Annotated in this window: 11 protein-coding genes; 4 read left to right on the top strand and 7 right to left on the bottom strand. The window is 71.9% G+C overall.

The window, feature by feature from the left end:
• Positions 1 to 100: 100 nt before the first annotated feature.
• The gene (locus IPJ59_RS28140; RefSeq protein WP_293274091.1) at positions 101 to 1,786 is read left to right on the top strand and encodes a hypothetical protein; all 1,686 of its coding nucleotides are present in this window, start codon (positions 101 to 103) and stop codon (positions 1,784 to 1,786) included.
• A 3-nt stretch (positions 1,787 to 1,789) separates the two neighbouring features.
• Here the strand turns inward: IPJ59_RS28140 and IPJ59_RS28145 are convergent, their stop codons facing one another.
• Both IPJ59_RS28145 and IPJ59_RS28150 read right to left on the bottom strand, forming a co-directional pair.
• Positions 1,790 to 2,275 carry a hypothetical protein gene (locus tag IPJ59_RS28145; protein ID WP_293274092.1) on the bottom strand — a complete coding sequence of 162 codons (486 nt, stop codon included), beginning with the start codon at positions 2,273 to 2,275 and terminating at the stop codon, positions 1,790 to 1,792.
• A 115-nt stretch (positions 2,276 to 2,390) separates the two neighbouring features.
• Positions 2,391 to 3,971, bottom strand: coding sequence for a lamin tail domain-containing protein (locus tag IPJ59_RS28150; RefSeq protein WP_293274093.1), 1,581 nt, complete (start codon positions 3,969 to 3,971; stop codon positions 2,391 to 2,393).
• Positions 3,972 to 4,119: 148 nt separating this feature from the next.
• On the opposite strand from IPJ59_RS28150, the gene IPJ59_RS28155 reads away from it, so the two are divergent.
• On the top strand, positions 4,120 to 4,746 hold the full coding sequence (locus tag IPJ59_RS28155; RefSeq protein WP_293261579.1) for a methyltransferase family protein: 627 nt from the start codon (positions 4,120 to 4,122) through the stop codon (positions 4,744 to 4,746).
• Between the two features lie 89 nt (positions 4,747 to 4,835).
• Positions 4,836 to 5,414 (top strand): head GIN domain-containing protein, encoded by a 579-nt coding sequence (locus IPJ59_RS28160; protein WP_293261577.1) that lies wholly within the window; start codon positions 4,836 to 4,838, stop codon positions 5,412 to 5,414.
• Positions 5,415 to 5,486: 72 nt separating this feature from the next.
• Here IPJ59_RS28160 and IPJ59_RS28165 read toward each other — a convergent pair whose 3' ends face one another.
• Positions 5,487 to 6,785: a glutamate-5-semialdehyde dehydrogenase gene (locus IPJ59_RS28165; RefSeq protein ID WP_293274094.1), complete on the bottom strand. Its 1,299-nt coding sequence runs from the start codon at positions 6,783 to 6,785 to the stop codon at positions 5,487 to 5,489.
• An 83-nt stretch (positions 6,786 to 6,868) separates the two neighbouring features.
• Between IPJ59_RS28165 and IPJ59_RS28170 the strand changes: the two genes are divergently transcribed.
• The gene (locus tag IPJ59_RS28170) at positions 6,869 to 7,288 is read left to right on the top strand and encodes a hypothetical protein (RefSeq protein WP_293274095.1); all 420 of its coding nucleotides are present in this window, start codon (positions 6,869 to 6,871) and stop codon (positions 7,286 to 7,288) included.
• 73 nt (positions 7,289 to 7,361) lie between these two features.
• Here IPJ59_RS28170 and proB read toward each other — a convergent pair whose 3' ends face one another.
• The 4 genes from proB to aroC form a co-directional block, all read right to left on the bottom strand.
• Complete coding sequence (gene proB / locus IPJ59_RS28175; protein ID WP_293274096.1) at positions 7,362 to 8,534, bottom strand: glutamate 5-kinase; 1,173 nt, start codon at positions 8,532 to 8,534, stop codon at positions 7,362 to 7,364.
• Positions 8,535 to 8,682: 148 nt separating this feature from the next.
• Positions 8,683 to 9,849: a calcium-binding protein gene (locus tag IPJ59_RS28180; protein ID WP_293274097.1), complete on the bottom strand. Its 1,167-nt coding sequence runs from the start codon at positions 9,847 to 9,849 to the stop codon at positions 8,683 to 8,685.
• An 81-nt stretch (positions 9,850 to 9,930) separates the two neighbouring features.
• Positions 9,931 to 10,797 (bottom strand): hypothetical protein, encoded by an 867-nt coding sequence (locus IPJ59_RS28185; protein ID WP_293274098.1) that lies wholly within the window; start codon positions 10,795 to 10,797, stop codon positions 9,931 to 9,933.
• Positions 10,794 to 11,903: a chorismate synthase gene (gene aroC / locus IPJ59_RS28190; protein ID WP_293274099.1), complete on the bottom strand. Its 1,110-nt coding sequence runs from the start codon at positions 11,901 to 11,903 to the stop codon at positions 10,794 to 10,796. The genes IPJ59_RS28185 and aroC overlap by 4 nt, the downstream gene beginning before the upstream one ends.
• Positions 11,904 to 11,911 lie beyond the last annotated feature (8 nt).

The following is an 11,911-nucleotide window of genomic DNA, read 5'->3' on the forward strand; positions in this document are numbered from 1 at the left end:
GCGGGCAAGCGCGGCCCTGGACCCGTGAGGCCGGGCCGCATGATCTGCTGGGGTCGCCGGACCCTTGTGTGCCGGGGGCGCTGCGAGGTATGGCGCGAACATGCACATGGCCCCGGGGATCCTCGTCTGCACGCTGCTGTTCGCCTGCGGGGCCGAGTCGGTGGGCACCGCGACGGTCGGCGGCGGGAGCGATGCGACGGCGACGTCAGCCGGGGGTCCATCGACGGGCGAGCCGGGCACGACCGCGATCACGCCGACCACCGGCGATGCATCGGAGGGCGGCGGATCGGCGAGCGCCAGTACCAGCGGGGAGGCTGCGAGCAGCGGCGGGGAGGCCAGCACTGGCGCCCCGCAGGAGCCCGATCCGTGGACGGTGCGCCGCGGGATCATGCATCTGCACTCGCCGTACTCGCACGACGCCTGCGACGGCGCGGGCCTGATGGACGGCGTGCCGAACCCGGGCTGCCTCGCCGACCTGCGCGCCGCGCTGTGCGACACGGGCCTCGACTTCGCGCTGTTCACGGACCATCCGGCGCACATGCAGGAGCACCCCTTCGAGCAGGTGCTGCTGTACAGCGAGGCCGACGGCGACGAGCTGGTGATGACGCGCGACATGGCGGTGGCGAACCGCCTGCGCTGCCCCGACGACCGGCGGGTGCTGCTGGCGGCTGGCTACGAGTCGACCCATACGATGCCGCTGGGGCTGCACCACCACGTCGACGCCAAGCTGTACGGGGGGCTGACGGACGCGGTGCCGGAGGCGGAGGCGAAGGCGCTGGTGGAGGGGCTCAAGGCTGGCGGCGCGGTGGTGGCGATGGCCCACAGCGAGGAGGACGACCTGTCGGCGGCGCGCATCGTCGAGGTCGGGCTCGACGCGATGGAGTGGTACAACCCGCACGGAAATTTCAAGACTGTGCTCGGCGGCGACAGCATCAGCGCTGACCCGGCGCAGCTGCTCGAGCTGCTGCAAGGGCTGTTGCCCTTCATGGCCGGGAGCAAGAGCGGGGCCCACCCGGATCTGGTGTATCTGCGTCTGCTGCCGAGCTGGCCGGTCGAGGGGTTCAAGAAGTGGCGAGAGGTCCAGCGCAGTCGCGCGGTGACGGGGATCCTCGGCTCCGATGTGCATCAGAATGTGGCGGTCGCGCCGATCTGCGACAACCCGAACCCTGTGCTGCAGACGGCCTGCGTGGCCGCGGCGCAGGCGGTGTTGCCGGAGGCGCTGGCCGGGCTGGTGACCGGCGGCACGATCGACATGTCCGACGGAGGGCGGCTCGACAGCTTCGCTCGCATCCTGCGCTGGCTCGAGAACCGCGTGCTCACGGAGGCCGGGCCGGTGACGCTGGCGCAGCTGCAGGACGCGCTGCGGGCCGGTCACAACTACGGGCTCTTCTCGGTGTTCGGCGAGCCGGAGGGGCTGCGCTTCGTCGGCCACGCGGCGGACGATGTGCTGCTGTGGATCGGCGACACGGCGCCGGGTCCGGTGACGCTCGAGCTGCGCGCGCCGCTGCGGCCGCTCGCGCTCGCCGGGGCGCAGTGGAGCGCGGCCGAGGCCGACAAGGCGGAGATCCGCAGCGAGCTGTGGCGCACGGACGCCGACGGCAGCGTGAAGGTCGACGAGATCGTGGGCCTCGGCGCGACGCTCGAGCGAGTCGGCGCCGAGCCGGGGGCGTACCACGTCGAGGTGTATGTCCGCCCGCAGCACCTGCGCGCCGCGCTGGGCACGGAGGCTACGCTGGCAGACGGCGAGTATCTGTGGCTGATCACCAACCCGATCCGGGTGCAGTGATCATCAGAGCGGCGTGCACTTGATCTCGCGATTGACGCCGGTGCAAGCCACCTTCAGAGCTGCACCCATATCGGTGAAGGTGAGCTCGACCGTGAGGCCCGCGCCCGGAGTTGCCAGCGTGAGGTCGCGGTCGTTCCAGGTGTAGAGACTGTTGTTGTAGGTGACGTTGGAAACGTCGATCGGATCGTCGGCTGGCTCGGGGACGACGGTGACCGCGCCGGCGGCGTAGATGACGCGAAAGTCGATCTGGTCGGCGCCCGGGCAATTGCCCTCCTGGAGCTGAAGTTTGATCGCGGCGTCGTCTTTGCTGTCGACGCCGATATCGGCGATGAAAATGGTGCCAGGATCGACCGGCGCCTGGATTCCACACTCGCCGCAATCATAGCAGACGGTGGTTTCGTCGCCGCTGCCGCCGCCCTCGCCTCCGCAGGCCCCGAGGAGGCCGATGACGAGGGCGAGGGCGGTGAAGCAGAGGCCAGGCCGGGGCATGACCGGGACTGTATCAGCGGGCACGGGCGCGGGGGTAGTCGCAGGGGCGCGGAGTTTTCGCGCGCCCGCGATCGCGATTGGGCGAGCCCGGAGCCGCCCGATCCGGGTGCAGGGCTCAGAGCACCGCGCAGGCGAGCTCGTTGGCGGCGCCGGGGCTGCCCCACTCGGTGTTCATGTAGAAGATGACCGACGAGTAGCACCAGTTGGCGAGGACGTCGTTGTCGACGGCGTTGAGCTTGTTCGGGTCGAGCTTGAAGGAGTGGCCCTGGTTGTTGGCCTGGTTGCCCCAGGCCGGCATGCCGTCGATCGTGATGGTGCTGTTCTTGAGGAACACCTGATCGCCGCCGTTGCCGAGCGCCGGGTTGGCGCCGTAGAACGCGGCCGGCGGGTTCGGGTAGGGCCAGCTGACCATGGTCTTGTAGCCGAGGACGGCGAACTTGCCGGGGTCGACGATCGCGGAGACGGTGACCTTGCCCTGCTTGTTCTTGTCCTGGGCGTCGTCCTGGATGATGAGGCCGAGCAGGTCGATCGGCTGGGCGCTGGCGTTGTAGACCTCGATCCACTCGCAGTCGTCGTTGTTGCAGGTGGGGTTGTACATGACCTCGCTGATCACGAGATCGCCGGCCTTGAGGTCCTCGACGCCGAGCTTGGGGTTTGGCGGCGGCTTGTAGCCCTCGAGGTCGGCGGGCATGCGCGGGGCGATCTTGTAGACGCCGACCGACTGGTTCAGCGGGCCGGCCGCGGCGGTGAAGCTGGCGTCGACGCCGATCTGCGGGAACGAGAGCTTGTCCATCAGCGAGGCGTAGAGCAGGTCGTCGATGACCACGCCCTCGCCGGCGCTCGTGAGCTTGTACTCGACGAGGTTGATGATCTGGGTGATCGTGAGCGGTGCCGCGGTGACGCGGATATGCACGGCCTCCCACGGCTCGGCGGTGATCGGGTCGGCGAGGGTCTTGAGGGTGACGGGTGCGGGGTCGATCTTCACGCCCTTGACGCCGGTCGGGGTGACGGTGCCGAGGCTGGCGTCGATCTCGGTGAGGTCGTTGAACTCGAGGGTGCTGCCGGTGATGTCGACCTCGTCGCCGAGCGCGAGGGCCATGATGTTGGGGCCCATCTTGCCGACGTAGACCCAGGCGCCGCTGTACTGGCCGCCGTCCTTCTCCTGCACGAACATGCCGGTCTTGGTGGCCGAGATGCCGGTGACGATGACGCCCTTGACGTCGACGGGCTGCTTCTCCTTGATCGTGCCGTTCTGGATCTCGTAGATGGTGTCGTCGGTGACGCCCATGGTGTCGCCGGTGCTGCTGCTGTCGGCGCCGGTGCTGCTGGTGGTGTCGCCGCTGGTGCTGGCATCGCTGCCGGTGCTGCTCGTGGTCTCATCGATCACCCCGGTGCTGGCCGTGATCGGGCCGGTCGAGCTGGTCAGCGCGTCGGTGCTGCTGTCGCCGGTGGTGGTCGCGGGGGCGTCGGTGGTGCTGCCCGGGGTGTCGCTGGTGGGGCCGGCGCTGCTGCTGGTGTCGCCGGTGGTGGGCGTGCCGGTGGTGGGCGGGGTCGTGGGGTCGTTGGTGGTCGCGTCGCCGGTGGTGCCAGAGGCCGTGCCGGTGGTGCTGTCGCCGGCGGTGGTGGCGGTGCTGTTGTCGCCGCAGGCAGCGACGCCGAGGGCGAGGGAGAGGAGCAGGGGACGATCAAGGGTCATGTCGCGCGGAAGCTAACTGGCGTGTGCTTCGGGCTCAAGCGACGATGCCGTCACGCGCGGGCGTCCGGGCCATGGCGTGGCGCGCGGTAACGCACGCCACCCTGGGCGGCCCGTCTGTGGCAGGATGGGGGCGATCTGGAGGTCCGGCGTGCAGCTGCCCCACAAGTTCTTCATCGATACGCACAAGGGCAGCAATGCCCTGGCGATCGCGGCGTTGATGGCCTACTTCGACGCGTGGCACAACGAGACGGCGTGGGTGTACCTCGCGCTGCATGGGACCTACGGGGCGCTGTGGATCACCAAGAGTCGGGTGTTCCCGGACAAGCAGTGGGAGCGGCGGGTGCCGTGGTCGCTGGGGCTGGCGACCTGGGCCGTGCTGACGCTGTACTGGGTCTCGCCGTACCTGATCACGAGCCGTGATCTGCACGCGGCGCCGTGGCTGCTCGGGCTGTGCGTGGCGACCTGGGGCGTCGGCATCTTCTTGCACTTCGCCAGCGACATGCAGAAGCACATGCACCTGCAGCTCGCGCCGGGGACGCTGCTGACGCAGGGGCTGTGGGCGCGCTGCCGCAACCCGAATTACCTCGGTGAGTTCCTCGTGTACCTGCCGTTCTGCCTGCTCGGGATGCACTGGGCGCCGATGCTGGTGCTCGCGGTGGTGGTGTTCGGGATGTGGCTGCCGAACATGATCAGGAAGGACAGGTCGCTGGCGCGTTATCCAGAGTTTGCGGCGTGGCGTGGGCGCAGCTGGTTGTTCATCCCGGGGGTGCTATGAAAACGAATCGTGGATGGATGCGAGGCTTCGGTTTGGCGTGTATCGTCGCGTTTGGGGTCTCGTCGGGCTGCGAATATATGTCGCCCGGGGTGCAGGGATCGGGCGTGGCGGCGGTCGAGGAGCGGACGCCGGAGCCGTTCATGTGGGTCGAGCAGATGGGCGCGGCGACGGTCGAGATCGACGTCGGGGCGGCGCAGCGGGTGCGGGTCGAGGCGGATGACAATATCGTGCCGCTGATCGAGACGCGGACCGTCGAGGGGGCGCTGCGCATCTCGTCGACGAAGAGCTACAGCGCGAGGACCGGGGTCATGGTGCGGATCTCGGCGCCGACGCTGCTGGGCGTGGAGGTGGCGGGCTCGGGCGACCTGCGGGCGCGCGGGGTCGCGGGCGATCGCTTCGCGGCGAGGATCGCGGGGTCGGGGGACATGAACCTCGCCGGGGCCGTCGGCGATCTCGAGCTGCGGGTCTCGGGGTCGGGGGACATCGACGCGACGGGGCTCGCGGCGGCGCGGGTCACGGTGCGCATCTCGGGTAGCTCGACGGTCAAGATCCACGCGAGCGAGCGGGTTGAGGCGCATATCAGCGGGAGCGGGTCGGTGCGCTATGCGGGGAGCCCGAAGGAGGTCACGCGGGACATCAGCGGGTCGGGCAGCGTCGAGGCGATGTGAGGCGCCACCCGTATCGTACGCGTTCACTGGTGCCGACCTCCGTGGTCGGGCGGCGCCGAAGCGCTGAGGGCGTCACAGGTCGCGGTGGATGAAGGCGCGCTTGCCGGGGCCGTAGTCGCTGGCGACCTGGCCGTGGCCGCGGAGCAGCCAGCGGTAGCTGAGCAGGCCGGCGGCGCCGACGGGGCCGCGGGCGTGGAGCTTGCCGGTGGAGATGCCGACCTCGGCGCCGAGGCCGAAGCGGTAGCCGTCGGCGAAGCGGGTGCTGGCGTTGTGAAACACGTCGGCGGCGTCGACGATGGCGAGGAAGCGCTCGGCGATCGCGGCGTCCTCTGTGACGATGGCTTCGGTGTGGCGTGAGCCGTGGGCGGCGATGTGGGCGAGGGCGTCGCCCAGGTCGTCGACCTGACGCACGGCGAGGATCAGGGCGCCGTACTCGCTGTCCCAATCTTCGGCGCTGGCAGGATGCAGGTCGGGGTGGCGGGCGCGGGTCGCCGGGCAGCCGCGCAGCTCGACGCCGGCGGAGCGCAGGGCGGCGAGGGTGGTGTCGAGGGCGAGCGTCGCGTCGCGGTCCCACAGGAGGGTCTCGATGGCGTTGCAGGCGGCGGGGTAGCTGCACTTGGCGTCGACGGCGATCGCGGCGGCCATCGCCGGGTCGGCCGCGCGGTGGAGGTAGAGGTGACACAGGCCCTCGGCGTGGCCCATCACGGGGATCTGGGTGTTGGCCTGGACGTGGTGGACGAAGGCCTTGCTGCCGCGGGCGATGATGAGGTCGAGGAGGTCGCGCTGGGCCAGCAGCTCGGTGAGCTCCTCGCGCTGCTCGAGCAGGGCGATGCAGGCGGGATCGAGGTGGTGATCGGCGAGCACGCGGTGGATCAGCGCGACCAGGGCGCGGTTGCTGTGCAGCGCCTCGCGGCCGCCCTTGAGCACGGCCGCGTTGCCGCTCTTGAGCGCGAGGCCGCCGATCTGCGGGACGGCGTCGGGCCTCGCCTCGAACACGACGCCGAGCACGCCGAGCGGGCAGGGGACGCGCTCGAGGATGAGGCCGGTGTCGAGCTCGCGGCGGAGGTCAGGGTGGCCGAGCAGCTCGGGGGCGTCGGCGAGTTGATCGAGGCCGTGGGCGACGCCGGCGAGCTTGTTGGCGTCGAGGCCGAGGCGCTTGTACCGGGCCGTGTCGAGCTCGCCGCGGGCGTGGGCGGTCGCGGCGGCGGCGAGGTCCAGGGCGTTGGCGGCGAGCAGGCGCTCACGCTCGGCAGGTTCGCGCAGGGCCGCCGCGAGGCCGCGCAGGAGGGCGCTGCGGGCGGGGCCGGGGAGCGCGGCGAGGTCGCGGCTGGCGGCCTTGGCGGCGAGGGCGAGGGCGCGGATCGTGGACATCGGCGCGGGAGCGTAGCCCGCGGGGGGGGCGCGCGAGAAGGCCGGCTTGCTGGTGATGTGAGCGCTCCGCTAGGATGCCGGCGGTGATGGTGGGTGGCGACGACGAGCAGGTGCGGGCCCTGGCGCGGCGGATCGAGGCCGAGCTGGCCTGCGCGACGGGGCATGCGCGGCGGCTGCGGCGACAGAACGCGTGGCTCGGCTACACCGGCATCTTCGCCGGGGCCCTGGCGACGCTGCTGGCCGGTGGGGCGGCGACGAATGGGGCGATCGGCGGGCAGTGGGCGACGACCTGCGGGGTGGTCGCGCTGCTCGCGGCGTGCGGGACGGTGGCGTCGGGGCTGCAGCGGCAGCTCGGGGTGCTGGAGAACCTGGCCCGGGCGACGGCGTGCGCGGGCAAGCTCGACGCGCTGCGGGTGGCGCTGACGATCACGCGGCGGGAGCTGCGGGAGGTAGCGATCGAGTATGAGAGATTGGTTGAGGGGAATCGCGAATTCTTGAGCTGAGGATCAGGGTCGGCCCAACAATGGGACGAGCTGGTCGTTGAGGGTGCGCAGATAGGCGGCGGCGGGGCACCAGTCACAGCTCGGAGAGCACGAGGTTGTCGCGGGTGACGATCGTGTCGTAGCCGCGCCAGCCGAGGGCGAGGGAGATGTCGGCGCTGTGGCGGCCGATGAGGAGGCGGCAGTCCTTGGCGTCGTAGTTGACGAGGCCGCGGCCGTGGACGCGGCCGGAGGGGTCGCGGATCTCGACGATGTCGCCGCGGGAGAATTCGCCGTCGACGTGGACGAGGCCGACGGGGAGCAGCGAGGCCTTGCGCTCGCTGATCGCGGCGATGGCTCCGTCGTTGACGACGAGGGCGCCGCGGGTGGGGGCGCCGCTGGCGATCTGGCGCCGGTGCTGCGAGCGGCGGGCGTGGGGGACGATGAGGGTGCCGATGTCGGCGCCGGTGAGGGCGAGCTCGAGGGCGCCGGGTTGGTGGCCGCTGGTGATGAGGACGGAGAGCCCGGCGCGGCTAGCGAGGCGGGCCGCCTCGAGCTTGCTGGTCATGCCGCCGGTGCCGCCGGTGTTGCTGCCGTTGGCGCGGGCGAGGGTGGCGTCGTCGATGTCGGCGAGCTCGGGGATGCGGGCGGCGCTGGGGTCGTTGCGGGGGTTGGCGGTGAACAGGCCGTCGACGTCGGTGAGCAGGACCAGGAGGTCGGCGTCGAGGGCGACAGCGACGCGGGCGGAGAGGCCGTCGTTGTCGCCGAACTCGAGGGCGCCTGCCTCGGGCTCCTGGCCCTGGTTGCGGCGGTACTCGATCAGCTCGCGCACGCTGACGCTGTCGTTCTCGTTCAAGATCGGGACGACGCCGAGCTCGAGCAGGCGGGTCAGGGTGGTGCGCACGCAGAGGGCGCGGTCGCGGTCGCCGAGGTCCTCCTGGGTGAGCAGGACCTGGGCCACCTTGACGCCGAGCTGACCGAAGTTCTGGCTGTAGAGGGCCATGAGCTGGCCCTGGCCGACGGCGGCGCAGGCCTGGCGCAGGCCGAGTGAGTCGGGGCGGCGGGCGAGGCCGAGGGCGCGCTGGCCCATGCCGACGGCGCCGCTCGAGACCAGCACGATCTCGCGGCCCTGGCGATGCAGCGCGGCGACGGCCTCGACGATGCTGCACAGGCGGCCGAGAGCGAGGCCGGACTCGGGGTGGGTGATGACGTGGGTGCCGAGCTTGATGACGATGCGACGGGCGGCGGCGATGTCCTGGCGGTGGCTCACGGGCGGTGAGTGTGCCACAGCGGGGCGACGCGGGGCGTCACTGGCGGGCGAGGCGGATGTCGACGCGCTCGCCGTCCCACGGGCAGCGTGGACAGGTCACTGGCAGATCGACGATCTCGCCGGAGCTGGTGCTGGCGACGTGCACGGGTCACTGGCAGGCGAGGCGGATGTCGACGATCTCGCCGGAGCTGCGGGCGCCGTCTGGGCCCTCGAAGATGAAGCTGGCGCGCTCGCCCTCGCAGTTGCCGCGGGCGTCGCAGCGGCTGGCGGGGAGCTCGAAGCCGAGGTCGATGGCGACGACGCCGTGGCTGGTGAGCGGCTGCAGCTCCCACAGGTTGGAGCGGCGGTCGTTGTCGTGGTCGGCCCAGACGACGAGCTCGGCGAAGCGGTCGTCGCTGGCGGAGATCTGGCCGTCGCTGTTGGCGTCGAGGGCGGCGAGGGCGGCGAAGCCGTTGTCGACGCGGCCGGCGAGGCGCGAGCCGGTGCCGAACAGCTCGTGGCCGCCGTCGATGTTGCCGTTGCGGTCGAGGTCGATCGCCAGCCACGGGGTCGCGGCGGTCGGCCAGTCGCGCGCGCCGCAGCGGTCGCCCGCGGACATCGCGAACTCGGCGTGGTCGCTGCTGTACTCGACCGGGCGGCCGTCGAAGCTCAGCACCAGCGGGGTGCTGCAGTCCTCGTCGGCGTTGCTGTGGGGGACGCCGCCCGCGAGGTTACACCAGCTGACCCAGGTGCCGAAGGTCTCGTCGCAGACGAAGCAGGTGATGTAGGTGCCGGGGAAGCACTCGGGCTCGGCGATGCAGGGGCCCCAGCTGCCGGTGTCGCAGAAGCGGGTGCCGGGGAGGTCGTCGATCGTGGTGCAGCTGCGGTGCTCGCCGGGCACGTCGCAATCGCAGTTGATGTCGGCGGGGACGGGGTTTTCCTCGGGGAGTGGTTCACAGGGCTGCTCGCCGGTGGTGGCATCGGTGTCGCCGCCGGTGGTGGCATCGGTGTCGGTGCCGGTGGTGGCATCGGTGCCGGTGCTGGCGTCGGTGTCGGTGCCGGCACGGACGACCGGCCCTTGCAGGAGCAGGCCGGGGCCGTCCTGCGGGACACAGCCGTCGTTGTCGGGGTCGTCGACCGGGTGGTTGTCGGTGTCGGCGGTGTCGGTCGCCGTGGTGGTGACGGCGGCGGTGGGGTCGCTGCTGTGGCCCTCGCTGTCGGGGCTGCCGGTGCTCTCGCTTGCGCCCTGCTCGTCGCCTGGGTCGCCGCCGTTGATCGTGCAGGCGGTGGCGAGGAGGAGCAGGGGGGCGACGATGAGCAGGGACCGGGGATGCATGTCGGGCCGCGATACAAGTCTCTGGCCGGCGGACAATCGCTGTGATCTTCGGGCGGCGGAGGCTGGACCGCGACGCGGCTGTCAGGGTCCGGGCAGCCAGCGCAGGGGATCGTCGGGCTGGGCCGCCTCGCCGCGCAGGACGCTGCGGCGCTGGGATACGATCGCGGCGCGGGCGTTCTCGACCAGCGCCGGCGGGACGCGGATGCGGGTGCCCTTGCCCTGCAGCAGCACGCCGCCGGTGAGGATGTCGCGGCGGACGCTGCGGATCGCCGAGAACACGAGGCGTGAGACCTCGCCGCTGCGGGTGACCTCGACGATCGCGGTGTCGGTGACGAGCAGGGAGCGCAGGCTGAAGTGCTCGCGCAGCAGCAGCAGCAGCGCCGGGGACAGCAGGGCGGCGACCGGCGGCCAGAGGTCGGCCCAGTCCTGGGACCAGAAGTCGGGGGCGATGACGGTGATCGCGAGCAGGACCAGGGCGCAGGCGCCGATCACCACCGCGGCGGGGCGCGGGTCGATCGCGGCCTTGGCGTCCCACCACACCAGCGCCTCGCCGGTGCGCAGGTGCACGGCCAGCTCGAGCGGCACCGTGCCCGGAGAGAGCGGGGCGCCGGGGGCGAGGCGGCGACCTGGCTCATCGGACATGTCCTTTGCGACCTGGTCCTCGGGACCGGCGGTGAGCGCGAGCGGGGCCGGGCGGGCGGCGGCGTCGACGACCCCGAGGGTGCGCTCGCGGACGAAGCTGGCCTCGGCGTCGAGCGGGCCGGGGCGGTGGTCGGGGCGCGCCTGACGGTCGGCGGGGCCGGCCTGGCGGTTCGGGCGTGGCTGAGGGTCGGCAGGGTTGGCCTGGTGGTTCGGGCTCGCCGGATGGTCGGCGTGGTCGGCCTCGCGGTGCGGCGGGTCGGTCTCGCGGCCGCCCTTGACGACGCGGAGGTTGGGGCGCTCGCTCATGGTTGGAGGTCCCCCACGCGGGCGAGGCGGGCGCGCAGCATGTGGTCGCAGAGGACCAGCGCGGCCATGGCCTCGACCATGGGGACGGCGCGCGGGAGGACGCAGGGGTCGTGGCGCCCGCGGGGCTGGAAGACGATGGGTTGGCCCTGGCGGGTCACGGTGGACTGCGGCTGGAAGATGGTGGCGACCGGCTTGAAGGCGACGGCGAGGCGGAGCGGCTGGCCGTTGGAGATGCCGCCCTGGATGCCGCCACTGTGGTTGGTGGCCGTGACGATCTGACCGGTGATCGGGTCGATGGTGAAGGGGTCGTTGTGCTGTGAGCCGCGCAGGCGGGTGCTGGCGAAGCCGTCGCCGACCTCGAAGCCGCGGCTGGCGGGCAGGCTCATCATGGCCTGGGCGAGCGCGGCGGTGAGCTTGTCGAACACCGGCGCGCCCCAGCCGGGCGGGACCTGGCGGGCGACGCAGCGGATCACGCCGCCGACGGTGTCGCCGCTGCTGCGGGCGTCGTCGATGGCGGCGATCATCGCCTCGGCGGCGGCGGGGTCGGGGCAGCGGACCGGGCTGGCGTCGACCTGGTCGCGGGTGAGGGTGGTGAGGTCGGGGAGCGGGGCGATCACGTCGGCGACCTCGGCGACCCAGGCGACGATCTCGACGCCGTGCAGCGCGGCCAGCAGATCCTCGGCGAGGGCGCCGGCGGCGACGCGGCCGACGGTCTCGCGGGCCGAGGCTCGCCCGCCGCCGGCGACCGCGCGCAGGCCGTACTTCGCGTCGTAGGTGTAGTCGGCGTGCGAGGGTCGGTAGAGCTCGGCGAGGTCGTCGTAGTGGTGGCTGCGGGCGTCGTCGTTGCCGACCAGCATGGTGATCGGGGTGCCGAGGGTGCGCTGGGTGTCTGGCTCGAGGCCGCTGAGCACGCGGACCAGGTCGGCCTCCTGGCGCGGGGAAGTGAGCTTGCCCTGGCCGGGCCGGCGGCGGGCCATCTGCGCGGCGATCCGCGCGAAGGGGAAGGGGTGGCCGGCGGGGCAGCCATCGACCACCACGCCGAGGCCGGCGCCGTGCGACTCGCCGAAGGTGGTGATGCGGAAGGCGGTGCCGAAGGAGTTGCTCATGGGACAGG

Origin of the sequence: Nannocystis sp. (assembly GCF_016714285.1) — a bacterium.
Taxonomy (GTDB): domain Bacteria; phylum Myxococcota_A; class Polyangia; order Nannocystales; family Nannocystaceae; genus Nannocystis.

Excerpts from the sequence above, each read along its gene's own strand:
- IPJ59_RS28140 (WP_293274091.1), top strand. The coding sequence starts at position 101 with ATGCACATGGCCCCGGGGATCCTCGTCTGCACGCTGCTGTTCGCCTGC.
- IPJ59_RS28145 (WP_293274092.1), bottom strand. The coding sequence starts at position 2,275 with ATGCCCCGGCCTGGCCTCTGCTTCACCGCCCTCGCCCTCGTCATCGGC.
- IPJ59_RS28150 (WP_293274093.1), bottom strand. The coding sequence starts at position 3,971 with ATGACCCTTGATCGTCCCCTGCTCCTCTCCCTCGCCCTCGGCGTCGCT.
- IPJ59_RS28165 (WP_293274094.1), bottom strand. The coding sequence starts at position 6,785 with ATGTCCACGATCCGCGCCCTCGCCCTCGCCGCCAAGGCCGCCAGCCGC.
- IPJ59_RS28180 (WP_293274097.1), bottom strand. The coding sequence starts at position 9,849 with ATGCATCCCCGGTCCCTGCTCATCGTCGCCCCCCTGCTCCTCCTCGCC.
- IPJ59_RS28185 (WP_293274098.1), bottom strand. The coding sequence starts at position 10,797 with ATGAGCGAGCGCCCCAACCTCCGCGTCGTCAAGGGCGGCCGCGAGACC.
- aroC (WP_293274099.1), bottom strand. The coding sequence starts at position 11,903 with ATGAGCAACTCCTTCGGCACCGCCTTCCGCATCACCACCTTCGGCGAG.